The sequence below is a fragment of the Acinetobacter schindleri CIP 107287 genome (assembly GCF_000368625.1).
GTDB lineage: Bacteria > Pseudomonadota > Gammaproteobacteria > Pseudomonadales > Moraxellaceae > Acinetobacter > Acinetobacter schindleri.
Genome location: NZ_KB849575.1, coordinates 613,302 through 638,458, shown reverse-complemented (window position 1 = coordinate 638,458; position 25,157 = coordinate 613,302). Strand labels below are relative to the sequence as shown.

Genomic DNA, 25,157 nt, shown 5'->3' with positions numbered 1-25,157 from the left:
TGATACTGAAAATAGATTGTGTATGTACTTTTAACAATTACAGGAACACCGCTCTTCAGCAGAAGTTAGTGCATTGATCAGGAGATGAAGCAAACACAAAGAATCAAGAGAAATTTTAACCGCTTTTTAGACTTTTGTTTAACCCAAAATGTTAAATTTGTCTAAATAATAAACAATATTCCTTAGACTATAGTCTTATAAAACCATAATTCTTCTGCAAAATAAGAAGGTGAAATACCAATATCAGCGTAAAATATGCCAATACTTGATGAACATGATTGATCTATCCCTATGACCACAAAGCGAAATATTTATAAAGATGCTGAACATCCTTTTGCCCAGTTTATTCGTATTATTGGTAAAGGAAAGAATGGTGCACGCTCGCTCAGTTATGATGAAGCCTATCAAGCTTTTAGTATGATCCTGAAAAATGAAGTGTTGGATGTGCAGCTAGGTGCATTCCTGATGCTACTGCGCGTAAAAGAAGAATCCGTCGAAGAACTGGCAGGTTTTGTTCAGGCAACCCGAGATCAGCTTAATTTTAAAGCTCTGGATGTAGACTTGGACTGGTCATCTTATGCTGGCAAGCGCAAGCATTACCCATGGTTTATCCTGTCTGCCCTCACCTTGGCCAAGCATGGTTATAATATTGTCATGCATGGTGCAGCTGGGCATACTTTGAATCGGGTTTATACTGAGCAAGTATTAGAATACTTAGGCTATTCTATTTGCCACAGTGAAGTTGAAGTCGAACAGCAGCTGCAAGAAAGACATTTTGCTTATCTGCCTTTAGATGTGATTTCACCTATCCTGGCTGAGCTGATCGGACTGCGGAATGTTATGGGTTTACGTTCTCCTATTCATACATTGGCGCGCCTGATTAATCCATTCAATGCCAAAGCGACTTTACAGGCCATTTTCCATCCGGCTTATCGTGGTTCACACCAGCGCGCTGCTTTTCAGCTCGGTTATCAAAATAGTGCTGTGATTAAAGGTGAAGGTGGCGAGTTTGAACGTAACCCTGATGCCAAAACCTTAATTTGTGGTATCAAGAATGGCGAACTGTATGAACACGAACTGCCTAAACTGACGGACAATCGCAGTCCGATTGAAGAAGAGCTGAATCTGGCCGTATTTAAAGAAGTCTGGGATGGTCAACGTTCGCATGAGTATGGCGAAACCGCAGTGGTTGAAACTATCGGTATTGCGCTATATACCATGGGCAAATGTGAGAGCTATGAAGCAGCGATGCAGAAAGCTAAAGAACTCTGGAATACTCGTCTTTCGGTTTGAACAAAATCATTTATTTCAGACATTAAAAAGACCACGTTTGTGGTCTTTTTGGTTTCAATTAAACGAAACGAATGGGCCTGAATTCCGATTCATTCTTGTAATGATCATCATCACACTCTTCACCTTCTTCTTTGGTACCGCGGTCGATATAACCACTACGTTCAGTTTCAGGCAAATGTTTAATTTCCCAGGCATATACGGCTTGCATACACGTCTGACGCTGCTCTTCCGTCAATGCCACACCGTTCGGCCATTTACCAATTTCAATCGCAGTACGCAGTCGGTCTACAATCTCAGGATTGAGCATAGAAAGCATTTGTTCAATATTCATGATTTAATCCCGATTCTGATAATCAAAGTCTTGGTTCCAGCCGAGCTTGGTCCGACACGCCATATAGAAATCATAACCCGGTGGATGTAAAAGTTGCAGTTTAAATGGGTGTTTACGAATGTGAACCGTATCTCCCACATTCAAAGAGATGCTGTGCTGTCCATCTGCGCTGACCATCGGCATCACGCGATTTTTGCGGATCACCAGCTTTATTTCACTATGTCCTCCAACCACAATCGGTCGGGATGACAGGGTATGCGGATGCATGGGTACCAGCACAATCGCATCCATACTTGGATGTACAATTGGTCCACCACCAGAAAGTGCATAGGCAGTTGAGCCTGTTGGTGTCGACACGATCAGACCATCACTATGCTGACGATAGACATATTGTCCATCAATATTCAGCTCAAAGTCGATCATGTGCACGGATTTACCAGAATGAAGTACGACATCATTCAGGGCAATCGCATCATGGATAATTTCGCCTTTAGACCGGATTTCCAGTTCTAACAGGAAACGTCGCTCAAGCTGGAATTCACCTTTAAGGACCTGATCCAGCTTGAAGATGACTTCTGTCGGCTTGATATCCGTCAGGAAGCCCAAGCGGCCACGGTTCACACCGATGACAGGAATATTATATTTGACCAGTGCCCGGGCAGCATGCAGCAATGAACCATCCCCTCCGACCACAATGACCAGATCGACCACCTCACCCAGCAAGGCGCGGCTCACTGTCTGGGTATTTTCATAAGGTACCAGCGCAGCGGTATCTGCATCAAACACTGGATGCAGGCCCACGTTCAACAAATGATCATGAATAAGACATAAGGTTTCAACTACTGAAGATTTATCAGGACGTCCTATTAACCCGATATTTCGGAATGTCTTATGTGAAATTAGCACCAGTCTCGTCGCTCCGCTACGAATCGCTCCTATAATAGCATTAAGCTCTGGCTCGTTGACAATTTTCCCTGGTTTTTATGTATAAGTAGAGCAAGTTAGAAATAATATTATGCAGACTAAGTGTATTTTTTAATTGATATTTTTTAACCAATTTCTCTTTAAATATTGCAAATTCCCTAAAAGCTTCGCATGATTAGCAGAATTTTACAGACGCTTATCATCATTTATGAAGTATGAACGTGGTTTGGGGTTTATTGCCTTAATCTTTTCCGTTTTGGTCATTTCAGCCTTTGTTGCCTTTAGTATCTATCTGATTCGTCTGGATAATATTGTACGTGACAAATTTGAAGGCCAGCGCTGGGACATTCCTGCGAAAGTCTTTGCACGTCCGATGGAAATCTATGTCAATGCACCTGTCAGCCAACAGGATCTTCAGGAAGAGCTTAAACTGCTCGGATATAAGAGTGCTGAAAGCTATACCAAGTCCGGAAGTTATGTGACTTCTGGTGATACTTTATATGTACATACCCGTGGTTTTGACTTTGGTGACCGAGTTGAGCCTGAGCAGATTTTAAAAGTCAGCTTCAATGGTGAAGAGATTAATGACGTAAGTGCCACCAAGCCTTCGACGTCCGGAATTGCCCGTTTGGAACCTTTATTAATTGGCGGGATTTACCCCCAACATAATGAAGACCGGGTACTGATCAAGCTGAATAAAGTACCTAAACCTTTGATTGAAGCACTGATCGCCACTGAAGACCGTAATTTCTATCACCATCATGGCGTATCCCCGCGCGGGATTGCACGTGCAGTGGTCAGCAATATTACCGGTGGTAAACGTCAGGGCGGCTCGACTTTAACCCAGCAGCTGGTCAAAAACTTCTATTTAAGTCCAGAGCGTACCTTAAAACGTAAGGTCAATGAAGCCTTTATGGCGATGTTGATTGAATTGCATTATGACAAGGATGAAATCCTTGAAGCCTATTTAAATGAAGTGAATCTAGGCCAGAATGGCAATTATTCTATTAATGGTTACGGTCTGGCGTCCCAATTCTATTTTGGTCTGCCGTTGCGCGAATTAAATATTTCCCAACAGGCATTTCTAGTTGGTCTGGTACAAGGTCCTTCCCTCTACAATCCATGGCGTAACCCTGAAACGGCGAAAAGACGTCGTGATATTGTGCTGAACAATATGCTGGTCATGGGTTATCTGACCCAAGAGCAATACGAAACCGAGAAGGCACGCCCTCTCAATGTCATTACAAAACCAACCCTAGGTCCGGCACGTTTTCCTGACTTCCTGGATATTGTGCGTCGTCAGCTGCGTACCGAATATCAGGAGGGTGACATTACTAATCAGGGCCTTCGCATCTTTACCACGTTGGATCCATTGGCACAGACCCGTATTCAGCAAAGCTTCAAAAATACAGTGGCGAACTTAAGCAGATCAAATCCGAAACGTTTAAAAGATTTGCAAGGTGCGGTGCTGGTCACTCATCCAGAAAATGGTGAACTGGTTGCTGCAGTTGGTTCGACCCAAGACTTTACCGGCTTTAACCGTGCCCTGGATGCCAAGCGTCAGGTGGGTTCGTTATTAAAACCTGTGATTTACCTGACCGCAATTGAATCGAACCGTTACCATTGGGGTAGCCCGATCGAAGACAGCGAGCTGAGCGTTAAAACTGATGGCAAGACCTGGACACCCAAGAACTATAGTGGCCGCCCACATGGTGTGGTTCCAATGTCTCAAGCACTGGCAAATTCCTATAACCTGTCCGCGGTACGTTTGGCGCAGGAATTCGGTATGTCAACCTTTATCAATCACCTGAAGAAATTTGGTGTGACTTCTGATATTCCGTCCTACCCTTCCATTTATCTGGGTGCGGTAGATATGTCACCTATGGAAGTGATGAGTCTGTATGGCAATTTTGCAACTGGCGGTTTTAAATATCCGGTCAAAGCTATTCGTTCCGTGGTGGATACCAATGGTCGTCTGGTCGATCGCTATGGCCTGACGGTTCAGCCAACCATTGATCCGGCTTATGCCTATATCCTGAACAACGGTTTACAGCAGGTCATGAGCAGCGGTACCGGTCAATCTGCTTATAGTACCCTGCCACGCAATCTTGGTCTGGCTGGCAAATCAGGGACCACCAATGATACCCGTGACTCATGGTTCGCAGGCTATTCTGGTAATTACCTAGCTGTGGTCTGGTTAGGTCTGGATGACAATAAGATTACTGGTTTGACCGGATCATCTGGTGCGCTACCGGTATGGACCAGTGTCATGAAGCAGCTACGCCAGAAGCCAGTGAATCTGCATCAACCAGGTGAGGTACAATGGCAATGGGTCGATCGCGCGACAGGTCATTTGTCTGCTCAAGGCTGTGAAGGTGCCATGTATATTCCGTTGACTCGTCACAGCATGCCAAATCAGGCTACTGCTTGTGGCGCATCGCATTATGCCCCTGCCCCACATACGATTGATTCAGAAGAACCTCAAGGTTCTGACGATCCAAGCGATGAAATTGGGATCTGGATTGAAGAAACTGAAACGGAAAACCAACGTGATTCTTTACAAGATACACGTATTATCTCAAGCGGTAGTTATTCACCCTAATTGAGTGAGATATATGTTTCAAAAAATCCTGATTGGTTCAATTTTAGTTGCTTTAGTCGGTTGTCAGTCCATACAGCAGGAACCATCTGCTCCAGCCAAGCCTGCACCTGAAAAACCACGGGTGCAGAAATCTGATGGTGTAGTGATTACTCCTTATGATCATCCTGAAATCAAACGTCAAAAAGTGGTCGTGCCGCAGCAGAAACCTAAACCACAGCAGTTTGATGATGGCCGTCAGTTACCTGCTTTCAAGAAATTGATGCAGCAGACTCAAACAGCGTATAAAGCACAAAAGTTTGATCAGGCTGAAGCCTATGTCACCCAGGCGCAGCGACTGGCACCGCAGTCTCCTGAAACCTATCTGTATTTAGGGATGCTGGCGAATCGCAAGAATAAACCCGCCAATGCGCAAGCGTTTGCGCAGCGCGGCCTTAGCTACGCCCAAAGTAATGCCATGAAAAAGCAGCTCTGGCAGGTGATTCTTAAAGCTGGTCAGCTGCAAAAAAATCCACAAACCATTCAAAAAGCACAGAAGGCATTAAGCGCTCTTTAAGCTATAATTACTTTTAGTAATGAACTTACTTATATCCCACGAATGCCTGCGATCCCGTAGGCATGATGGGATTGAGCCTGACTCAAATCTTCTTTGTTGATTCCACCAAGTGCATACACAGGAATCTGAATCTGTTTGGCAATCTGCTCAAAGGTAATCCATCCCAGTGGCTCTACTTCTGTATGAGTCGCTGTTGGAAGCACAGGACTCAGAAAAATTGCTTCACAGCCCAGCTGTTCTGCCCGTTGTGTAGACGCATGATCATGACACGCAGCAATATAGCGTTTCCCTATAACCAGATCACTGGTACTTAGTTGATTCAACTGTGCCTGCTTAAGATGTAAAGTCTGAATACTCTGTTGCTGTTGTTCATCCAGCAGCAGATATAAGTCATGATTAATTATCAATTGAGATAATTTTTCTAACGGCAGGATTGCCAATTTCTCGGCCTGTTCTGCGTTGGCGTCAACTCGCCAATACAGCATTTGCGCTTTGTCGAGCTGATGCAGATCTGCCAGATCACTGCTGATTTTAATCATCTGTGGCCATAACAGTTTTTCTAAAATCACCGCATTGGCTTTCGGAAAATTCAGCTGCTGTAACTGCTCGCGGCTATACCACTTCCAGGGTTGCTGAATCTGGGCTAACTGTGCTTCAGCTACACTGGCATGGAATAAATGCAGATGCACAATCACATCTTCATATTCATGACGAATAAAATCGAAAGAATGCCAAAGCTCGATATCAATACCGACTTCTTCCTGGATCTCACGACGGCAGGCTTGCAGCGGTTTTTCACCTTCTTCTACTTTGCCGCCAGGGAATTCATGTTTATTTCCCTGATGCTGTTTCGCTTCCCGCCAGCCAACCAGAACCTGATTTTGGTGAAATAACAAGGCAATCGCGACATGAATATTTGCTTTGGACATACGAAGATAAACTGGCTGGAAATATTACGAATTGTAAGTGATAGCGGATTTTTTAGGAATTGCAAAATTTAGGCGTTGACAGCTCTATTCGATAATGATTATCATTTAAATCAATCCAAGCACATACCACGGAGTCGATGGAATGAACGCACCTTTTAGCCTGTTTACACGTAACAATGACGCTCATCATGCATTACCAATGCTGCATTCAAATAACCTGTTTGCTCTCGGACGCGAAATTCGCATCATGCATGCCGGTGAAGAATACCGCCTACGCTTGACCCGAAATAATCGTCTCATTCTCACTAAATAAATAAAATAACTCACACAATAATAAACGTGGTCATCAGCAGTATGAATCAGCGCGTACTGCTTTTTTTCTTATTTGGTCTCTTTCCTGATTCTAGATCTAAAAGCGCAATACGACTTTTAACCCGCCAAGATCAGAAGCCATAAATTGAATATCACCATGATGCAATTGCATGATTTTCTGGCAGATAGATAATCCCAGGCCTGATCCTTGGGTTTTAGTGCCCAAAGCGCGATAAAAACGCTCGCCAAGTCGCTGTAAAGTTTCCTCAGAGATTCCCTCTCCTGAATTCTCAATTACCACTTCTATTTTATCCGCCTGATGCTGGCACTGGATCAAAATTGTACCTGCAGACGGCGTATATTTGATGGCATTGTCGATCAGGTTTCGCAGGCAACTGAAAATGAGTTCTGTGTTTCCTGAAATATCAGCAGGATTTAGCTCAAGTTTTAGGTCCAGCTGTTTTTCTTCTACGAACGGCGTGAGTGTTTTTAAAGCATCCTGAATAAGCTCAGGCAAATCCACCTTTTGTTGTGGCAGGTTATGATTTTGTTCAGGGTCCAGTCGAGCTAGTAACAAGAGGTTTTCCAGAATCTGAGTACCACGACTGACATCTTTCTGAATCTGCGCCAGATCCTGAGACAATGTCTCATGAGTCTGATATTTGCGTTTTAACACCTGCAGGCGCATTTGAATCGCTGATAAGGGTGAGCGGAGTTCATGCGAAGCATCTGCAGTAAAGCGCTGTTCTGCACTTAAGGACTGCTCTACCCGAGCCAGCATCCGGTTTAGTTGACTGACGATGGGTTGTAGCTCAGCAATTTGCGGTTCGGGTGATTGAACCGGACTTAGATCCTGGGCGGACTTAGAGGCAATATCCTGTGAAATCCGGTTAAGTGGCTTTAACTGACGCTTAATCAATAGATGTAGTAACAACCATTTCACCAGCCATAATATTAGAAGGATTAAACCAAAACCCAGAATACTATTCCAAATTTGTTCAAAGCGTATGGATACTGGCTGTATGACCTGAACTTTAAGCCCGTTATCTTCAACTATCAAAGTTCGTAATAACTGTCCATTTCCAAACTGAAAGTGCAGCCCTGATTGATGACGTAACTGATGTTGCAACAGATTGTTATTTTCGGAAGTGGTTAGCTGGTCCTGATCCAGCCAAAGTCGATACTGGATCTCAAACTCTTCACTGATATCATCCACATTGTGACCTTGGGACTGAGTCACATCGCCAAGTAACAGTTCCGCAATATCTTCCATCAGTTCATCATGAATCTGCATAGACTGATAGCCAGAAATGCCCAGTAATAACAACCAGGCCAGACAACCCGCCAGAATGGAACTATACATAGCATTCTTGATCAGCTTGTGTTGCAGTGAAATCACCTGAGCCATGATTGATCTACCCTTCAGCTTTATGCATACGATAACCCAGCCCACGTATGGTCTTGATCATCTGACTTCCAATTTTCTTGCGCAGTTGATAAATAAAAACCTCGATGGCATTACTCTCAATTTCATCCCCCCAGGCATAGAGAGATTCTTCCAGCTGTTCCCGGGTCACTACATGCTCTGGCTTTTGCATCAATTTATGCAAAATCTGAAATTCTTTGGCCGTTAAGTTCACCACTTCACCTGCTTTAGTCAGAGTTTTAGCCTGTATATCCAGCTGCAGGTCTTCCCAGGTCAGCACATGGCTCAGATTTTTTTGCTGCAAGCGGATCTGGGCACGAATTCGTGCAGACAATTCTTCCAGGCTAAAAGGTTTGACCAGATAATCATTGGCACCTAAATCAAGTCCTTCTACCCGGTCATCAATACTGTCTCGAGCGGTAATAAAAATAACTGGCGTATCTTTCTGCAGTTTACGTAGCGTCGTCAGAATCTGATCTCCACTGGCTCGCGGTAAACCACGATCCAGTAACACACAGTCATACTGATGCTGTTCAAGCGCCAGAATGGCATGGTCCCCACGCTCAACCCAGTCAATTACATAGCCATCCATTTCCAGCCAGGTCTGAATGCTTTCTGCCTGTGAAGCATCATCTTCCGCCAAAAGAATACGCATGCTGAATTCCCCCTTATTTTCAACATATAATCATGAATTTTAAACAAAAAAAACCACATGCTTTTTGTAATATTGCATGTGGTTTTCTCTAGTCAGGTCATTCGGCTATCGCCAATGCCTTAATTGAAACGCACTTCATCAACATCAATTTCAACACGTTTCGCTGGTTTGTAATCGATATCTACTTCACCAATAATGGTTACTGGTGTTTTGGCAGAAATCGGTTTGCCTTGCCATAACTCATCATCAATTTCGACATTGATGCTGCCTGTGTTGTCACGGAACTGATATTTTTCGTCGCCTACTGATTTCACCACATGACCTTTGATTTGTACCTTGCTGTCATCTTTCATGGTGAGTGCTTGTTTTACAGTTACAGTTTTGGCAAAAGCGCTTTGGTTTACTGTACTTTCTGCCATAGTCACAGTTGTTGCTGAGCCAATAAGTGCCACTGCTACAAATGCTTTGGTCATATTTTTCATATTCAGTACCTTTTAAGCTGTCTTGTTTCGATGAAACTATTAAAACAGCTAAAGATGAATTGAATCTTAAGAAAACTTCATTTTCAAAAATGGGTTTTAAAAGTTAATTCAGTGGCACTACACGTAGTACTTCCTCTAGCGTGGTGACACCTTCAATGACTTTTCGTGCGCCCGCAATTCTAAGTGGCTCTACACCTTCTTTTTTCGCCTGAGCACGTAACTGGTTCAAGTTGGCATCTGCGCCAATCAGCTGTTTGGTTGCCAAACTCAGTGGCATAAATTCATAGATCCCTATACGCCCTTTATAACCCGTATGACGACATTCCTCACAACCTACTGGACGGAACACAAATTCTGGACGGGCCAATGGATAATCTGCTGCTAAATGCTGCCATTCCTGCTCATCCATAAAGCCTTCTACTTTGCAGTGTGGACACAATTTACGCACCAGACGCTGAGCCAATACACCCAGAATCGTTGCAGCAGTCAGGAATGGTTGTACACCCAGATCATGCAGACGGGTTAAACTCGACGGTGCATCATTGATATGTAATGTGGATAAAACCAGGTGACCGGTCAATGCTGCCTGAATCGCCATATTGGCAGTATCCTGATCACGAATCTCACCGACCATGATGATATCTGGATCCTGACGCATTAATGCCCGTACACCATCGGCAAAACCCAGATCAATCCCGGTATTTACCTGCATCTGGTTAAAGCTTGGCTCTAGCATCTCGATTGGATCTTCAATGGTACAGACATTGACCTCTTCGGTCGCCAGCTGCTTTAAAGTTGAATACAGCGTAGTCGTTTTACCCGAGCCTGTAGGTCCAGTCACCAGAATAATGCCATGACTATGACTGGTCAGCGTGTTCCATTCATTCAGCAAATGCCCTTCAAAACCCAGTTGCTGGAAGCTGCGTACCAATACCTCTGGATCGAAAATACGCATTACCAGTTTTTCACCAAAAGCGGTGGGTAAGGTCGATAAACGCAGTTCCGTTTCCTGCCCTTTAGGCGTACGGGTTTTTAGACGGCCATCCTGTGGCTTGCGCTTTTCTGCCACATTCATCCGGCCCAGAATTTTAATACGTGAAATCACTGCAGTAAGCGTATTGGCTGGCATTTTATAAATGGTATGCAGCACGCCATCAATACGGAAACGGATTTTCCCGGTATCTTTGCGTGGTTCCATATGAATATCACTGGCACCCTGTTCAAAGGCAAACTGCAATACCCAGTCCACCAGTTTAACAATATGCTGGTCATTGGCATCTGGATTTTGCGAATCACCGAGCTGTAAAAGTGCTTCTACACCCTTATTTTCACGGTCATAAGCCGAGGATTTTTGTGATCCACTGACAGCACGACTAACCTGATAATACTCGACAATATATCGCTGCAACTGTTCCGGATTCAGTAGCACCCGTTCAATACGGCGCGGGCTGATATTCTGCTGTAGATTCGACACCCATTCCATTTTATAAGGCTGATCTGTAGCAATCAGGATTTTGTCTGGCTGGATTTCAACGGCGAGAATACGGTTACGGAGCGCATATTCTTGCGACATTACTGCGGTAAGTGCCTGAACATCTGCTTTTAAAGGATCAATAATATAAAATGGCAGATTTGTTTTTTCTGACAGCCATTGACATAAACGGTTTAGGGTAAGTGTACTTTGGGGATGAGAACGGTCGACCAGATTAAAATTGGCAATCCACTGTAAAGGATGCCATTTCAGCTGTTCACGCTGACGATGCGTCGTCTGTACCAGCATACGGTCTCTATCAGTGATCTTACCGTCTTTAAAAAGTTGCTCCAGACACCACGCGGTATCAATTTCAAAGTCAAATTTCATTGTTATAGGCCCCTAAACTTGCCTTCACTATAACAAGTTTTTGCTATTTTTCGCATTCTCCTGCTGTGTCTTCTGGCTGTTTCTGCTAGCTGATGCCAATCTTTAGCGTTACCAATCTTTTCACCCTGTCTTATCTCTCACATTTCTCTCTTGTTCATCCTCTAGCTTATGACCTATATTTTAGAGATACCTTTGAAAATAAGGCCGGATATGGATTTTAGCGCAGTGCCCATGAATGACAGCTCCTTTCAGGAACTGCTCACTATCCTGACTTCAGCATTGGGCTGTGGCTTATTGATAGGCCTGGAACGAGAACGGCATAAACAGCGGGAGCAACAGCCAAGCTTTGCAGGCTTACGTTCTTTTGCTATCTGCGCCCTATTGGGAGCTATCTGTTTTTTATTCGGAATAATCACTGGCCTGGTGGGCGCACTAATTATTGGTGGCATGGTCATTTCCTCTATCCGAAATCAGCCGGATGATCCTGGAATTATCACCGAACTTGCTTTTGTGATGGCCTATTTTATTGGGGCAATCTGTCTATGGAATATTCCGCTGGCTGCCGGACTTGCAGTACTCATTACCGTCATTCTGATGGCCAAACATTCCATGCATAACATTGCTGGAAAATGGATTACTGAAGCTGAATTCCGGGATGGTTTACTGTTACTGGCATTGGTCTTGATTGGTTTACCTTTGACACCCGATACACCGCTATGGGGCAAGGTGCTTAATCCCTACCTGATTCTGAAACTCTTAACTTTAATTTTGGTGGTACAGGCGCTAGCGCATATTGCCAAACGTTTACTTTCTACAAAAAATGCCCTGATGCTTTCTTCGATTGCCTCTGGTTTTGTTTCCAGCACAGCCACAGTAGCCCAACTGGGCCTACAGGTCCGTAAAGGTGAGATGGATGCTCGATCCAATGCGGGTGCCGCACTCATGTCCTGTATCTCGACTTTAGTACTGCTGTTCATTGTGGTCGGAGGCGTATCTTTTAGCTGGCTTAAAATTATTTTGCTTCCTTCCTTAGTGGCAATGGCCATTCTGGCTGCCTGTGCATTTCTATTGCTGCGTAAAGCCAAACCGCCAGAAAATTGTGAAAAAGAAGAAGATAGCCGGATGTTTAGCTTGAAAGAAGCGGTCATCATTGCAGTCACTTTGACACTGATTCAGGCTGCGATTTATGGGCTGGAACTCTTACTCGGCGATGCCGGCTTGCTGGCAGGTACCCTGCTGGCTTCACTATTCGAGATTCATGCAGCCATGGCCAGTGTGGTCATTCAGGGTGACCCGAGCAATACACGGCTAATTCAGGCCCTGCTCATAGGCCTTGCAGCCCATGCTTTAGCAAAATCTGTAAATTCCGGCCTGTCAGGCGGATTCAAATATGCGATGTATTTTGTACCTGTACAGATTCTACATATGGCAGTTTTGATCGGAATTTTGTGGTGGACGCTGAAACTTTAGAATGATTTGAGCAGAAAGTATAAGTACCCTAACCCTTTAGCCATCACTCAATCTCTACAATCAGGACAGACGTTTCATTTACAATAAATTTGATATTGAAATCTGCAAAGTGCATACCATAAATTCGCTCCGGATCCTCCTGATAGGCTGGACGTGGATCAAGGGATAAAACCTCTGCCAGTTCCCGAATGACTTGTTCCGAAAGACCTTTCGTTTGGACTAACTGCTCTCTTTCCAGCTCTGCCTGTTCCGACCAGACCACATATTTGCGCACTGGCTCCTCCTGAGCATAACCGCTTTGCGCTTCCATCACAGCATCAGAATAATGAATATAAGGTTTAATATCGACAATCGGAGTACCATCTAAAAGATCACTGCCCGTCACATAAACACGGACTGTTTTGCCAACTTTTTTCACTTCTTTCAGCTTGACCACGGATAAACCAATCGGCGAAGGACGATACATACTACGTGTCGCGAACACCCCTATTTTCTGGTTTCCACCTAAACGTGGTGGGCGTACCTGTGGACGAAACTTGCTGTTTTCCTGATTTTTATTGTCATGGAACTGCCAGAGCAGCCATAAATGGCTAAACTCCTCAATTCCCTCAAAAGCCAGCAGATCATTATAAGGCGCCTGCATTTCAATATAGGATTCCACTTCCACCAGATTAGGCTGACGTGGAATACCAAATTTTTCTTTATAGGGAGATTTTATTATACCGATTACAGGTATAGTCAGTTTAGTCATAATCACTTTTTTTGATAAGCTCAATTAAATATATTCAGTTTATCGAGAATGAATTTGGTTTAGAATAGCAACCTGTTCTAATTTGATAACTTATTGAGACCTTTAATGGCTGCTTTTAACGTCGAAAAGATTACTCACGTCCACCATTGGAATGACACATTATTCTCTTTTAAAACGACTCGTGATACTGCATTACGTTTTAAAAACGGTCAGTTTGTGATGATCGGCCTTGAGGTCAATGGTAAGCCTTTAATGCGTGCATATTCAATTGCAAGTGCAAACTATGAAGAAGAACTGGAATTCTTCTCGATTAAAGTTCCAGATGGTCCACTGACTTCTATTCTGCAAAAAGTAAAAGTTGGCGATGAAATCCTGGTTTCTAAAAAACCGACAGGTACACTGGTTCTGGATGACCTGAATCCTGGTAAGAATCTGTACTTGTTGTCTTCAGGTACTGGTCTTGCACCTTTCCTGTCGACTATTCGCGATCCTGAAACTTATGAACGTTTTGAGAAAATTATCGTGGTTCACGGTACGCGTTTCATTTCAGAACTGGCTTATCAAGATTTAATCCTGAATGAAGTACCAAACCATGAGTTCTTCTCAGAATTGGGCGCTAAAGAAAAATTAGTGTATTACCCGACGGTAACTCGTGAAGAATATCCAAATCAAGGCCGTGTAACGACTGCAATTGAAACTGGTGAACTGTTTGAAAAAATCGGTCTGCCACGTTTTAACCCTGAAACTGACCGCGCAATGCTATGCGGTAGCCCAGCCTTCCTTGATGACGTTGCTGCGCTTCTTGACCAACACGGTCTGAAAGAATCTCCACGTATGGGTGTTCTAGGCGATTATGTAATTGAACGTGCGTTCGTTGAAAAATAAGATTCCTTGAATCTAAAAAACCGGGCAAAATTGCCCGGTTTTTTATTTAGTATTAATTTTTATCATGCAGGTGTACGACGTTCTTGTAATGCCTGCTTCACCACCTGATATCCTGCAGTTAATCCCAGACTGGCCATAATCACCGCCACAATCATATCGGGCCATAAACTACCGGTTCCAAATACACCAATGGCCGCAAAAATAACTGCTACGTTGCCAATTGCATCATTTCGGCTACACAGCCACACAGACTTCATGTTTGAGTCTCCATCACGGAAAGCATAAAGAATCACAGCCGTGATCACATTGGCCAGTAAAGCGATTGCGCCGATGATACCCATCGTGATGGCTTCAGGAGGAATACCGAGCAGATAGGCATAGATGACTTTAGCCATCACCACCAGACCAAAGGCTGCCATAGTCAGGCCTTTAATTAAGGCTACAGTGGCTCGCCAGTACAGGCTTGCGCCTAATACAGCCAGTGAAATCCCATAATTCACTGCATCCCCAAAGAAATCTAGCGAGTCGGCCCATAAAGCTGAAGAATGAGCATAGGCTCCCCCGATCAGCTCTACCAGAAACATACTGAGGTTAATCCATAAGGCAATCCATAAAGCCATTCTAAACTTGCTGTTTGGCTTGATGGGTGCCGGTTCATGACTACAGCTACAGGCCATATTCTTCTCCGATGTATTTTTATACGAAATGCGATACAGTGATTAGAAACTATGGAGTAACTCCAAGGTCAAGCCTGAGGTATATATGTCTTTGTATCTAATTTCAGAAATCGCAAAAAAGTCACATTTAACTACTGAAACGGTGCGTTTTTATGAGAAAAAAGGATTCATCACGCCGAATTTTCGAGCAAATAATCAATATCGTTATTTTGATGATGAAGCGCTTAAAAGACTGATTTTTATCAAGCGTTGTCGTGATCTGGATATGTCCTTAAAGGAAATCGAGACCTTAATCGAACTGGAGCAAAATCCCGAGCAGAACTGTACAGCAGTCAACAATATTATTGACCAGCATCTACAGGATATCACCAGTAAAATGAAAGAATTAGCAGTTTTTGAAACTCAGCTTACCGAGCTAAGAAATAGCTGTAATACGCCGACTACGGTTGACCATTGTCAAATCCTGAAAACCCTGGAACGGTCTGAAATCGAAGATCAATAGTCTGTATATTTATTTCAGTTTTACTTATTTGATAATGTTGAAAATATCAACAAAAACCATGATTTCCGAGTGATTTACTTGGTTGAATCTTGTTTTTAGATGAATAAAATAAAAGCCGTACTTTTTATATGTCTTTCGATTTCGTCATGAGCATAATCCCTGTTACTGAACTTCTCTCACCTGCTGGCTCACTGAAAAATATGCGCTATGCTTTTGCCTATGGTGCAGATGCAGTCTATGCCGGCCAGCCGCGTTATAGCTTGCGGGTTCGGAATAATGAATTTGACCATGACAATCTGGCTATAGGCATCAAAGAAGCACATGATCTTGGCAAAAAATTCTATGTGGTGGTGAATATCCAGCCACATAACTCCAAGTTGAAAAACTTTATCCGTGACCTTGAACCTGTGGTCGCGATGCAACCGGATGCACTGATCATGTCCGATCCAGGTCTGATTATGATGGTGCGTGAACATTTCCCGCATATGGATATTCACCTGTCTGTACAGGCCAATGCCGTGAACTGGGCAACGGTGAAGTTCTGGAAAAATATGGGGCTTACTCGTGTGATTCTGTCACGTGAACTATCCATTGAAGAAATTGCAGAAATCAAACAGCAAGTACCAAATATGGAGATTGAAGTCTTCGTGCATGGCGCACTGTGCATGGCCTACTCCGGACGTTGCATGTTGTCTGGCTACATGAATAAACGTGATGCCAACCAAGGTGCCTGCACCAATGCTTGCCGCTGGGAATACAAAGTTCTGGATGCCAAAGAAGATGTGACCGGTGATGTGATACCGGTGAAAAATCTGGATTCAGGCTGCTGCTCCCAAGATATGGATGAAGCTCATAAAGTAGCTCAACATCAATTTGACGAGCCGGTCCTACTTCAGCGTAACGATGAAGATATGTTTGCTGCCGAAGAAGATGAACATGGCACTTACTTCATGAACTCAAAAGATTTGCGTGCAGTCCAGCATGTAGAACGATTAACCAAAGTCGGTGTGCATTCGCTAAAAATCGAAGGTCGGACTAAATCCTATTTCTACTGTGCACGTACTGCACAGATTTACCGCAAAGCCATTGATGATGCTTTAGCTGGCAAGCCATTTGACCCATCACTGATGACCCAACTGGAAGGTTTGGCAAATCGAGGTTATACCGAAGGCTTCCTGCGTCGCCATGTTCATAGTGAATATCAAAACTATGAACATGGTTCTTCCAGTTTTGATCATCAAATTTTCTGTGGTGAAATATTAGAGCGAAATGGAGATTACATCAAGATCGATGTGAAAAACCGTTTTGTAGTCGGTGACTCACTGGAGCTGATGACGCCTAAAGGCAACATTAGCTTCACCTTGACGGAGATCAAAGACTGTAAAGGCAATCTGATTGAAAATGCCAAAGGTTCGGGGCATATCGTCGAAATTCCGATTCCGGCAGATATTGATATGCAATATGCCCTGCTCATTCGCAACCTGCCGACATCGACTGCAGATATTTCTGCATCTTCACTGGCTTATCTGGCAGGCTAAGCATGGCACTCTTGATTACCAATAAATGCATCAACTGCGACATGTGTCTGCCGGAGTGTCCTAATGATGCCATTTATGAAGGCGACAAAATCTATGAAATCGATGTCAATCGCTGTACGGAATGCGTCGGTTTCTATGATCATCAAACCTGTGTATCCGTGTGTCCAATTGAGTGCATTGTGCCCCATCCGGAGCATGTGGAGACCAAAGAACAATTGATGGAGAAATTTAAGGGACTGAATCTATTCAACTCTTAATGAAATCTTAAAGATGGCATATTTTATGCTGATCTAAAGAACAACCTTGGTGAAGGCATAATAATAAATTAAAACAAAAACAGCGCAGAGGAAAGGAACAGTCAGAAGCAATTGGGGATGCTTCTGACTGATCTAAAACGAAGGAAAGTAAATATAAAAAAAGGAACTCTGGTGTTAGCGTCCGGAGTTCCTGTAAAAAGGGAATAAGAAATAGAGTCGATTGATGTTTTAGCACCTGGGTTTTGGGGAACCCAGGTGCTTTCCTTTATTACTGACCCGAACGGATGATGTAATCAAATGCAGACAGTGATGCTTTCGCGCCTTCACCTGTAGCAATGATGATCTGCTTGTAAGGTACTGTGGTGCAGTCACCCGCTGCAAATACACCTTTCACATTGGTTTCATTGCGCTCGTTAATCACTATCTCACCGCGGTTGCTTAACTCAACTTTGGTTTCTTTCAGGAAGTCGGTATTCGGCAACAAACCGATCTGCACGAAGATCCCTGCAAGCTCAACCGTATGTTCTTCATCGGTCGCACGGTCTTTATATTTCAGTGCAGTTACCTGTGAACCATCACCCACTACTTCTGTTGAAAGCGCATTCTTGATCACCGTGGTGTTCGGCAAGCTGTTCAGTTTGTCCTGAAGTACCTGATCCGCACGTAGTTTGGTATCAAACTCAACCAGGGTGACATGCTCAACAATACCAGCAAGGTCGATTGCAGCTTCTACACCCGAGTTACCCCCACCAATCACCGCAACACGTTTGCCCTTGAACAGTGGACCATCACAGTGTGGGCAGTAGGCAACACCACGGGTTTTGTATTCCTGCTCACCCGGAACATTCATCTCTCTCCAGCGCGCACCTGTCGACAGGATTACGGTTTTCGATTCCAGTTTAGCACCATTTTCTAAAGTCACTTCAACCAGACCATTGGCTGTTTCATCTGCACCTTTGATGTCAGAGACACGTTGCAGGTTCATGATGTCTACGCCATATTCACGTACATGTGCTTCCATCTCGGCAGCAAATTTTGGACCTTGGGTCTTTTGCACTGAAGTGAAGTTTTCGATGTCCATGGTATCCATGACCTGACCGCCCATACGTTCAGCCACGATGCCGGTTTTGATGCCTTTACGCGCTGCGTAGATTGCAGAGGTATTGCCTGCAGGACCACCACCAATCACAAGAACATCAAACGCTTCTTTGGCATTGAGCTTTTCCGCATCTTTGGCAGCAGAATTGGTATCCAGTTTGGCAATGATTTCTTCCAAAGTCATACGACCCTGGCCAATATGGTTGTTGTCCTGGAACACCATTGGTACGGCCATGATTTTGCGTTCTTCAACTTCTTCCTGGAAGAAAGCACCATCGATCATGGTTGCTGTTGTACCCGGGTTATAGATAGCAATCAGGTTGAGTGCCTGAACCACATCCGGACAGTTATGACAGCTTAAAGAGACAAACACATCAAAGTCAGACTTGATCCCTAAACCTTTGATCGACTCAAGAACTTCATCCGATACTTTCGGTGCATAACCCGAAGTTTGCAGCAATGCCAGAATCAGCGATGTGAACTCATGACCCATTGGCAGGCCTGCGAAGAACACACGAGGCTGTTCACCGGCTTTAGCCACACCAAAGCTTGGTGCACGTTTGTTGGTACCATCAAAACGGGCAGTCACTAAATCAGACAGTGCAGCGATTTCTTCTACAAGTTCTTTGATTTTTGCAGATTTATCCGAAGCATCTAAAGTGGCTACCAGTTCGATTGGTCCTTCAAGGCGTTCTAAAAGGGTTTTTAATTGGGCTGCTGTATTTTGATCTAACATTGCTAACGTCTCCAAAGGAGTAATAATTTATTCGATGAAAGAATAATAGGATAAATCAAAACACAGGTAAAACAGTTTGTTTTTATACAAATGATCGTTTTTTCAGATTATTAAATAATTTTTATCATAATTTCAATACATTGGCATATGGCTATTTCATTAAACAACCATATTTTGTCTGCTCCCAACAAAGAGAAAGCAATAAAAAGAAAAGCTCCATGACTGGAGCTTTATTCGTTTAGTTCAAGCGTTGTTCAATCCGCAATGAACGTTTTTTAATGGCATTGGCCAATGCAAAGAAAATCAAACTCATCACTACAGATACGGCCAATATAATACTGATAACTACCTGAACAATATCGGCCAACTGATTGGCTTGTTGTACCTGGGTACTGACCGATTCAGCTGCCGGTGTCAGGGTCTTGCCGTATACCTGCTGTTGCATGGTCCACAGCTGCTCTGCCTTAAAACCATATTGATCAAACTGATTGTCGCTTTTCTCCGCCTCAATTAGTCGCAGTACATGCGGTCGGGCGGCTGATAAATCGGCTGGTTCATGCAATAAAGCGGTCTGGGCAAGCAAATAGGACTTCACCGGTGTTTTAATATCTTCCGAATCCACTAAATAATGGGCAATATCACTGTCATTGATATTGCTATCGTAATATACCGCCTTTTGATATGCATCATCATGATCACCATTCAGGTCGTGTTGCCAGTAGCTCAGTCCGCCCCAGATCAGGATAAAAGCAATCAACCAGCCCACAAATTTCATTACAAAGGACTGAAAGCGAACATAAAAATAACGGATTTTTTTCAGGAAGTGCACGACAAAGAATGCACCAATAAAAGAAGCAAACAATTTCAGAATCAGCCAGCCAAACCAGCTTAATAGACTAAAGAAATAGTCTGGGCTGTCACCAATACTGGCTAAATTGGCATCGACACTAACCGGTAGATGCAATTGCTGCACTTCGGTACTGAGTCCGAAAAACCCATAGACCAGTTCCTGATGCAGAAACAGGCCAATTAAGGATGCAATAGCGACGGTGGCCGTCGTGACACTAAGTAAGGTCAGGCGATTCTGACGCTTTTTCAGTGCAACGACACCCTGCTCAATCTCACGAGGATTTACAGCATACTCATCTAATGGTGGCAAACCTGACTCCTCTAATAAATCCGGGGACAGGTGCTCGATATTATTCCGACCTGTCCGTACTTGATTCAATGACCAGATAATTCAGATTATCCTGCAAGGCTTTTAAACGTGCTGTTGCTTCAGTACGTTTCTGCATGCCTTCTTTCTGAATCTGAATCACATCATTTACTGTATTAATAAGGGTATTTTGGACATGTTCAAGTGTTTCTATGTCAATGACTGAACGCTGGTTGGCACGAGCCGTGTCGACAGAGTTCTGATGTAGCAGGTCAGCATTGCGACGTAACAGCTCATTGGTCGCATCATCAATACTATTGGCAAGCTGGACACTATTCTTTTGTTCATGCAGGGAAATCGCCAGGCTGATCTGGTTCTTCCAAGCCGGTAAGGTAATGTTTTTAATCGCATAGAACTTGTCGAGCAGCATCAGATTATTAGATTGAATAATGCGAATCATGGGCAAGGTCTGCATCGCGGATTGCTGCAATACCTGCAAATCACTGATACGTTTTTCCAGATTATTGGCCAGATGATTCAGGTCATAAATTTTCTGGGTAGTGGTCTGATCTTGTGGTAATGCTGTCAATGCAGCAATATCCTGCTGTAATTCATGTTCACGGATGCGCCCTGCAGCAATATGAATGCCCAGCTGCCTGTATTCATCCTGCACACCATCGAACATTTTATCTAAAGTCGACACACGTGCTTTCAAGCCAGATTGTGAAGTCTCAATTTCTTTGACCAGTACATCAATCTGTTCTTTGGTGGTATTAAAATGAGTATCAAAATTCTGTTTGGCACCTTTGAATTTATTAAGCAGATTACCAAAGAAACCTGAGGTTTTATTTTTGCTCAGAATACTGGAAGCATTCAGCTGCTGTGCCACCTGAACCACCTGATTCAGTTTCTGACCTGCTGTATCCAGATCCCGGTTTTGAACCAGATTGAGCAGTTCATCAGTATAGGTCGCAGTCTTGCTGGCAATATTCTTGCCGTATTCTGCAACAGCATTATGACTCATTTCCTGCAATTCCTTGCGCACTGCCAGCACTTCCTGAAAATCCTCAGGCTGTAAACCCAGTTCTTTCAGGTCCATTTGCTGAAATTTTTGTTCAGCAATTTCATTGTCTTTTTTGACAGGCAGATTCACAGTATCAGGATTGGTCATAGTTCACCTTATCTTGTTATATTTTCGAGGGTTTCTCGAGCGATTTTCTTAACGTTTTAATCAGATTTTCCCGACTATTATCAAGTTTTTCCAGATCACTTGTCGAGTGTTTACTGTTGCTTTGTTTGACATGATATTGCCAGGCTGGAATCAATACCTGCTGTGCTTCCTTAAACCGGTCCAGCAGACTAAAGGAAAGCTGTTGGGACAGCTGCATCTGGGTAATGGCAATATCATTACTGGCTTGCAGGGTTTTTAAGGTATGGATTTTCTTAGATAAACGTTCTGAAAAATTATCCAGCGGATGCTGGTTTTTCACAAACTGTGGATATTCCTGCAGAAATTCTTCTGCAGCCAGAATATGTTTAGCCATCTGTTCACGTAAACCTGTGAGCTGTTGAAATCGTGACTGGGATTTCTGGATTTCAATCTGTAGTTTACGGCTGAGATGACTGGCCTGATCCAGCAAGCGATCCAGATTTTTATAATACTCAACCTGACTGGAGCCATAATCCAGATCAATTCCTAGCCATTTTTGCAAGGCATTAAACTTGCGCTGTTTCAGATATTTTCTAGAATCTGCCAGCGCCTGAATAATTTTTTCAATGGTCTGGCTGAGCTGTTGGGTCAGTTGCGGATCAACCCCATTTAACAGGACTGCCTGGGCCTGAATCAACTGATCGGCATAATGATTCAACCTGTACTGATCACTGAGCAAAGGGACAAGCTCATTACGCTTGATGCTTAAAATCTCACTCGGATCTGCTGCAATATCCTGGATCGGGATCAAAACATCTATCTGTGACATAGCCCTTTAAACTCAGTTGAACCGATTTTTATAGTACGTGGTTTCCTTCAACATAACATGTAGCCTTTTGCAAAGGAAAGCCTTTAAGGCATAGAATTTTTTATATAAGTTAAAGATATTGTTGGATTTAAGCTTTAGTTATCTTAAAAAAATTACAAAATACTAAAGCCAAATTGAAAAGCCCCACTGATATGAGGCTTTTCAATTATGCAAGAGATCAGAACGACTTTATAAATAGTCCCCTTCACGTTCTGGCTGATACAGTACCTTTTCTATTTTGACTTTCATCATTTCACCGTCTGGCTGCGGCCATTCAATTGTTTCCCCCTCCGCCAGCCCAAGGATCGCGGCACCGACAGGCGCTACAATATTCAGCTGTCCCGGCTCACCTTTGAACTCATGCGGATAGACCAGCGTAATTTCTTTGGTCTGGTTAGCAATTGTGACCAAGGCGCGTGCATGCATGGTAACGATATTGGCAGGAATATCTTGAGGTTTAACTACCTCTGCCCGTGCCAGTTCATCCTCTAGCTGCTGCATGGTTGGAGTCAGCTTGGGTTGATTTTCAAGCATAGTCTCCAGACGGTTCAGATCCTGTTCCGACAAAATAAGCTTGGTTTTTTGCATGCACTCTCTCCTGATCGAGCATTTCAATGAATCTTCGTAAACAGATTAAAATTAAATTCTTGATTTAAAAAATATTTGCAATATATTTAAAACTAAAATAACGAAATAAAAAGAAGAATAAGATGGCATTTGCACAATCTACTTCAACATACAGTAGCACGGATTTCATGCAAGGTCTGCGTGCTCAGCTGCATCATCCGGATTCGGAACGTACCTTTTATGTCAGTCAGGTATTAAAGACCATTAACTTTGATAATAGTCCAGAAAGCCTGCTTCGTCTTGATCAATTTTTTCAGGCATTTAAGAAGCATTTAGGAATTTTGACAGCTGACTTTAACAAGACCATTCAAAAGCTGAATACTGTGCTCTTGATCACCAGCCAGATCGGTTATTTTATCAGTTCTGAATTGAACTGTACTGAACATTGGCTAAGCCTTGAAGAACTCCAGATGGTGGCGTTAATACCAGGTACCGAGTTTGCCAATTCACAATGTTACTATGGCTTGGAGCTTCATGGGCAGATCGTATTTCCGATTGATTATGTTTTGAAGCATTTTTCAAGTATGGAAATGAAGACCAGTATCAGTGCAGATATTCAGAGCTTTATTTTTAATTATCGACATCCGCAAGCCATAGATCAATACGATTACTCTACTGTATTCCGAATTTAAAGCATAAGCTGTAAAAGCAGATTTTTTGAGCTTGTTGATCGCGATTGATTATTAAGTAAACAAGCTATTTAGTTGATTGAAATAAAAAATAAAAAAAGCCCCCAGATCGGGAGCTTTTTTTCTGCTTCAAGTACAATTATTTAGCATATACAGGGAATTTTGCACATACAGCTGCAACTTTTTCTTTAACCGCAGCGATCACAGCTTCTTCGCCTTTACTGTCCAGGATGTCAGCGATCCAGCCAGCAAGTTCACGTACTTCAGCTTCGCCAAAACCACGAGTGGTTACTGCAGGTGTACCAATACGGATACCAGAAGTGACGAATGGAGAACGTGGATCGTTTGGTACAGAGTTTTTGTTCACAGTGATGTGAGCAGCACCTAACCAAGCATCAGCATCTTTACCAGTAATGTCTTGTTTGATTAGAGATAACAAGAACAGGTGGTTCTTTGTACCGCCAGAAACAACGTCATAACCGCGTTCAATCAGAACTTCAGCCATTGCTTGCGCATTCTTCACAACTTGTTGCTGGTAAGCTTTGTATTCAGGTGCCATTGCTTCTTTGAAGCAGATCGCTTTAGCAGCAACCGCGTGAACCAGAGGACCACCTTGGTTACCTGGGAATACAGCTGATTGAAGTTTTTTCTCGATTTCTTCGTTTGCTTTCGCAAGGATCAAACCTGAACGTGGACCACGAAGTGTTTTGTGAGTCGTTGTCGTTGTTACATCAGCGATTTGAACTGGGCTTGGGTAAACGCCAGCAGCAACCAGGCCAGCCACGTGAGCCATATCAACAAACAGGTAAGCGCCTACTTTGTCCGCGATTTCACGGAAACGTTGCCAATCTACAATTTGGCTGTACGCAGAGAAACCAGCCACGATCATACGTGGTTTATGTTCAACTGCCAGACGTTCAACTTCTTCGTAATCAATCTCACCAGTTTCCGGGTTTAGACCGTATTGAATTGCGTTATAGGTTTTACCAGAGAAGCTTACTTTCGCACCGTGAGTCAAGTGACCACCGTGAGCCAGGCTCATACCCAATACTGTATCGCCTGGGTTAAGAAGCGCTAGGTAAACTGCAGAGTTTGCCTGAGAACCAGCATGTGGCTGAACGTTAGCGTAATCAGCACCAAATAATTCTTTAGCACGGTCAATTGCCAATTGTTCAATGACATCTACATATTCACAACCGCCATAGTAGCGTTTGCCTGGGTAGCCTTCTGCATATTTGTTAGTGAGTTTTGATCCTTGAGCTTCCATTACTGCTGGTGAGCAATAGTTTTCAGAAGCGATCAACTCGATGTGCGCTTCTTGGCGAGCATCTTCGTTAGAGATTGCTTGAGCGATTTCTGGATCAAATTCAGCAATAGAGATATTGGCAAACATTAGCGAGGTCCTATTAAATTAGGGCTTTTAAGCCGTGCTAAGATTGGCGCGT

At 43.4% G+C, this 25,157-nt stretch carries 25 protein-coding genes; 10 read left to right on the top strand and 15 right to left on the bottom strand.

Features of this window, described 5'->3' with window-relative positions; all coding sequences use genetic code 11:
* Positions 1–291: 291 nt before the first annotated feature.
* Positions 292–1,293, top strand: coding sequence for a glycosyl transferase family protein (locus F955_RS06240; protein WP_004892512.1), 1,002 nt, complete (start codon positions 292–294; stop codon positions 1,291–1,293).
* Between the two features lie 58 nt (positions 1,294–1,351).
* On the opposite strand, the gene F955_RS06235 is transcribed toward F955_RS06240, so the two are convergent.
* Positions 1,352–1,624, bottom strand: a complete 273-nt coding sequence (locus tag F955_RS06235; RefSeq protein WP_004892509.1) for a YeaC family protein — start codon at positions 1,622–1,624, stop codon at positions 1,352–1,354.
* Between the two features lie 3 nt (positions 1,625–1,627).
* On the bottom strand, positions 1,628–2,530 hold the full coding sequence (locus F955_RS06230; RefSeq protein ID WP_004892505.1) for an NAD(+) kinase: 903 nt from the start codon (positions 2,528–2,530) through the stop codon (positions 1,628–1,630).
* A 226-nt stretch (positions 2,531–2,756) separates the two neighbouring features.
* Between F955_RS06230 and mrcB the strand changes: the two genes are divergently transcribed.
* Positions 2,757–5,150 carry a penicillin-binding protein 1B gene (gene mrcB, locus F955_RS06225; protein ID WP_004892502.1) on the top strand — a complete coding sequence of 798 codons (2,394 nt, stop codon included), beginning with the start codon at positions 2,757–2,759 and terminating at the stop codon, positions 5,148–5,150.
* 13 nt (positions 5,151–5,163) lie between these two features.
* Positions 5,164–5,703 carry a tetratricopeptide repeat protein gene (locus F955_RS06220; RefSeq protein ID WP_004892500.1) on the top strand — a complete coding sequence of 180 codons (540 nt, stop codon included), beginning with the start codon at positions 5,164–5,166 and terminating at the stop codon, positions 5,701–5,703.
* 29 nt (positions 5,704–5,732) lie between these two features.
* On the opposite strand, the gene F955_RS06215 is transcribed toward F955_RS06220, so the two are convergent.
* Positions 5,733–6,632, bottom strand: coding sequence for a thiamine phosphate synthase (locus F955_RS06215; RefSeq protein WP_004892496.1), 900 nt, complete (start codon positions 6,630–6,632; stop codon positions 5,733–5,735).
* A gap of 142 nt (positions 6,633–6,774) precedes the next feature.
* Between F955_RS06215 and hemP the strand changes: the two genes are divergently transcribed.
* Positions 6,775–6,945: a hemin uptake protein HemP gene (gene hemP, locus F955_RS06210; RefSeq protein WP_004815360.1), complete on the top strand. Its 171-nt coding sequence runs from the start codon at positions 6,775–6,777 to the stop codon at positions 6,943–6,945.
* Between the two features lie 96 nt (positions 6,946–7,041).
* Here hemP and F955_RS06205 read toward each other — a convergent pair whose 3' ends face one another.
* From F955_RS06205 to F955_RS06190, 4 genes are all read right to left on the bottom strand, one after another.
* Positions 7,042–8,352 carry a sensor histidine kinase gene (locus F955_RS06205; protein WP_004892493.1) on the bottom strand — a complete coding sequence of 437 codons (1,311 nt, stop codon included), beginning with the start codon at positions 8,350–8,352 and terminating at the stop codon, positions 7,042–7,044.
* A gap of 7 nt (positions 8,353–8,359) precedes the next feature.
* Entirely contained in the window at positions 8,360–9,025 is a 666-nt protein-coding gene (locus F955_RS06200; protein WP_004892490.1) for a response regulator transcription factor, read from the bottom strand.
* A gap of 119 nt (positions 9,026–9,144) precedes the next feature.
* The gene (locus F955_RS06195; protein WP_004892488.1) at positions 9,145–9,507 is read right to left on the bottom strand and encodes a NirD/YgiW/YdeI family stress tolerance protein; all 363 of its coding nucleotides are present in this window, start codon (positions 9,505–9,507) and stop codon (positions 9,145–9,147) included.
* A gap of 103 nt (positions 9,508–9,610) precedes the next feature.
* Positions 9,611–11,368 (bottom strand): type IV pilus assembly ATPase TfpB, encoded by a 1,758-nt coding sequence (locus F955_RS06190; RefSeq protein ID WP_004892485.1) that lies wholly within the window; start codon positions 11,366–11,368, stop codon positions 9,611–9,613.
* 210 nt (positions 11,369–11,578) lie between these two features.
* Here F955_RS06190 and F955_RS06185 point away from each other — a divergent pair, with 210 nt between their 5' ends.
* Positions 11,579–12,838 carry an MgtC/SapB family protein gene (locus F955_RS06185; protein WP_004892481.1) on the top strand — a complete coding sequence of 420 codons (1,260 nt, stop codon included), beginning with the start codon at positions 11,579–11,581 and terminating at the stop codon, positions 12,836–12,838.
* 43 nt (positions 12,839–12,881) lie between these two features.
* Here the strand turns inward: F955_RS06185 and tsaA are convergent, their stop codons facing one another.
* A complete protein-coding gene (gene tsaA, locus F955_RS06180; RefSeq protein WP_004892479.1) occupies positions 12,882–13,589 on the bottom strand; it encodes a tRNA (N6-threonylcarbamoyladenosine(37)-N6)-methyltransferase TrmO in 708 nt (235 codons plus the stop codon).
* 105 nt (positions 13,590–13,694) lie between these two features.
* Here tsaA and F955_RS06175 point away from each other — a divergent pair, with 105 nt between their 5' ends.
* Positions 13,695–14,474 carry a ferredoxin--NADP reductase gene (locus F955_RS06175; RefSeq protein WP_004892477.1) on the top strand — a complete coding sequence of 260 codons (780 nt, stop codon included), beginning with the start codon at positions 13,695–13,697 and terminating at the stop codon, positions 14,472–14,474.
* 62 nt (positions 14,475–14,536) lie between these two features.
* On the opposite strand, the gene F955_RS06170 is transcribed toward F955_RS06175, so the two are convergent.
* The gene (locus F955_RS06170; RefSeq protein WP_004892475.1) at positions 14,537–15,151 is read right to left on the bottom strand and encodes a cation efflux transmembrane domain-containing protein; all 615 of its coding nucleotides are present in this window, start codon (positions 15,149–15,151) and stop codon (positions 14,537–14,539) included.
* An 85-nt stretch (positions 15,152–15,236) separates the two neighbouring features.
* On the opposite strand from F955_RS06170, the gene F955_RS06165 reads away from it, so the two are divergent.
* From F955_RS06165 to F955_RS16310, 3 genes are all read left to right on the top strand, one after another.
* On the top strand, positions 15,237–15,653 hold the full coding sequence (locus F955_RS06165; protein ID WP_004892473.1) for a Cd(II)/Pb(II)-responsive transcriptional regulator: 417 nt from the start codon (positions 15,237–15,239) through the stop codon (positions 15,651–15,653).
* A gap of 128 nt (positions 15,654–15,781) precedes the next feature.
* Entirely contained in the window at positions 15,782–17,191 is a 1,410-nt protein-coding gene (trhP, locus tag F955_RS06160) for a prephenate-dependent tRNA uridine(34) hydroxylase TrhP (protein WP_004892471.1), read from the top strand.
* A 2-nt stretch (positions 17,192–17,193) separates the two neighbouring features.
* Positions 17,194–17,448: a YfhL family 4Fe-4S dicluster ferredoxin gene (locus F955_RS16310; RefSeq protein ID WP_004892469.1), complete on the top strand. Its 255-nt coding sequence runs from the start codon at positions 17,194–17,196 to the stop codon at positions 17,446–17,448.
* Between the two features lie 268 nt (positions 17,449–17,716).
* Here the strand turns inward: F955_RS16310 and ahpF are convergent, their stop codons facing one another.
* The 5 genes from ahpF to rnk all read right to left on the bottom strand — a co-directional run bounded on the left by ahpF (position 17,717) and on the right by rnk (position 23,044).
* Positions 17,717–19,282 carry an alkyl hydroperoxide reductase subunit F gene (ahpF, locus tag F955_RS06150; protein ID WP_004892467.1) on the bottom strand — a complete coding sequence of 522 codons (1,566 nt, stop codon included), beginning with the start codon at positions 19,280–19,282 and terminating at the stop codon, positions 17,717–17,719.
* Between the two features lie 238 nt (positions 19,283–19,520).
* Complete coding sequence (locus F955_RS06145; protein ID WP_004892465.1) at positions 19,521–20,441, bottom strand: hypothetical protein; 921 nt, start codon at positions 20,439–20,441, stop codon at positions 19,521–19,523.
* Positions 20,442–20,481: 40 nt separating this feature from the next.
* Complete coding sequence (locus tag F955_RS06140; protein WP_004892463.1) at positions 20,482–21,609, bottom strand: toxic anion resistance protein; 1,128 nt, start codon at positions 21,607–21,609, stop codon at positions 20,482–20,484.
* 16 nt (positions 21,610–21,625) lie between these two features.
* On the bottom strand, positions 21,626–22,417 hold the full coding sequence (locus F955_RS06135; protein WP_004892461.1) for a hypothetical protein: 792 nt from the start codon (positions 22,415–22,417) through the stop codon (positions 21,626–21,628).
* 228 nt (positions 22,418–22,645) lie between these two features.
* Positions 22,646–23,044: a nucleoside diphosphate kinase regulator gene (gene rnk, locus F955_RS06130; protein ID WP_004892459.1), complete on the bottom strand. Its 399-nt coding sequence runs from the start codon at positions 23,042–23,044 to the stop codon at positions 22,646–22,648.
* Positions 23,045–23,166: 122 nt separating this feature from the next.
* On the opposite strand from rnk, the gene F955_RS06125 reads away from it, so the two are divergent.
* Positions 23,167–23,715, top strand: a complete 549-nt coding sequence (locus tag F955_RS06125; RefSeq protein WP_004892456.1) for a hypothetical protein — start codon at positions 23,167–23,169, stop codon at positions 23,713–23,715.
* 136 nt (positions 23,716–23,851) lie between these two features.
* On the opposite strand, the gene glyA is transcribed toward F955_RS06125, so the two are convergent.
* Positions 23,852–25,105 (bottom strand): serine hydroxymethyltransferase, encoded by a 1,254-nt coding sequence (gene glyA / locus F955_RS06120; RefSeq protein ID WP_004815326.1) that lies wholly within the window; start codon positions 25,103–25,105, stop codon positions 23,852–23,854.
* Positions 25,106–25,157 lie beyond the last annotated feature (52 nt).

Coding starts and splice junctions, on each gene's coding strand:
- F955_RS06240 (WP_004892512.1), top strand. CDS start 292: ATGACCACAAAGCGAAATATTTATAAAGATGCTGAACATCCTTTTGCC.
- F955_RS06235 (WP_004892509.1), bottom strand. CDS start 1,624: ATGAATATTGAACAAATGCTTTCTATGCTCAATCCTGAGATTGTAGAC.
- mrcB (WP_004892502.1), top strand. CDS start 2,757: ATGAAGTATGAACGTGGTTTGGGGTTTATTGCCTTAATCTTTTCCGTT.
- F955_RS06220 (WP_004892500.1), top strand. CDS start 5,164: ATGTTTCAAAAAATCCTGATTGGTTCAATTTTAGTTGCTTTAGTCGGT.
- F955_RS06215 (WP_004892496.1), bottom strand. CDS start 6,632: ATGTCCAAAGCAAATATTCATGTCGCGATTGCCTTGTTATTTCACCAA.
- hemP (WP_004815360.1), top strand. CDS start 6,775: ATGAACGCACCTTTTAGCCTGTTTACACGTAACAATGACGCTCATCAT.
- F955_RS06205 (WP_004892493.1), bottom strand. CDS start 8,352: ATGGCTCAGGTGATTTCACTGCAACACAAGCTGATCAAGAATGCTATG.
- F955_RS06200 (WP_004892490.1), bottom strand. CDS start 9,025: ATGCGTATTCTTTTGGCGGAAGATGATGCTTCACAGGCAGAAAGCATT.
- F955_RS06195 (WP_004892488.1), bottom strand. CDS start 9,507: ATGAAAAATATGACCAAAGCATTTGTAGCAGTGGCACTTATTGGCTCA.
- F955_RS06190 (WP_004892485.1), bottom strand. CDS start 11,368: ATGAAATTTGACTTTGAAATTGATACCGCGTGGTGTCTGGAGCAACTT.
- F955_RS06185 (WP_004892481.1), top strand. CDS start 11,579: ATGGATTTTAGCGCAGTGCCCATGAATGACAGCTCCTTTCAGGAACTG.
- tsaA (WP_004892479.1), bottom strand. CDS start 13,589: ATGACTAAACTGACTATACCTGTAATCGGTATAATAAAATCTCCCTAT.
- F955_RS06175 (WP_004892477.1), top strand. CDS start 13,695: ATGGCTGCTTTTAACGTCGAAAAGATTACTCACGTCCACCATTGGAAT.
- F955_RS06170 (WP_004892475.1), bottom strand. CDS start 15,151: ATGGCCTGTAGCTGTAGTCATGAACCGGCACCCATCAAGCCAAACAGC.
- F955_RS06165 (WP_004892473.1), top strand. CDS start 15,237: ATGTCTTTGTATCTAATTTCAGAAATCGCAAAAAAGTCACATTTAACT.
- trhP (WP_004892471.1), top strand. CDS start 15,782: ATGTCTTTCGATTTCGTCATGAGCATAATCCCTGTTACTGAACTTCTC.
- F955_RS16310 (WP_004892469.1), top strand. CDS start 17,194: ATGGCACTCTTGATTACCAATAAATGCATCAACTGCGACATGTGTCTG.
- ahpF (WP_004892467.1), bottom strand. CDS start 19,282: ATGTTAGATCAAAATACAGCAGCCCAATTAAAAACCCTTTTAGAACGC.
- F955_RS06140 (WP_004892463.1), bottom strand. CDS start 21,609: ATGACCAATCCTGATACTGTGAATCTGCCTGTCAAAAAAGACAATGAA.
- F955_RS06135 (WP_004892461.1), bottom strand. CDS start 22,417: ATGTCACAGATAGATGTTTTGATCCCGATCCAGGATATTGCAGCAGAT.
- rnk (WP_004892459.1), bottom strand. CDS start 23,044: ATGCAAAAAACCAAGCTTATTTTGTCGGAACAGGATCTGAACCGTCTG.
- F955_RS06125 (WP_004892456.1), top strand. CDS start 23,167: ATGGCATTTGCACAATCTACTTCAACATACAGTAGCACGGATTTCATG.
- glyA (WP_004815326.1), bottom strand. CDS start 25,105: ATGTTTGCCAATATCTCTATTGCTGAATTTGATCCAGAAATCGCTCAA.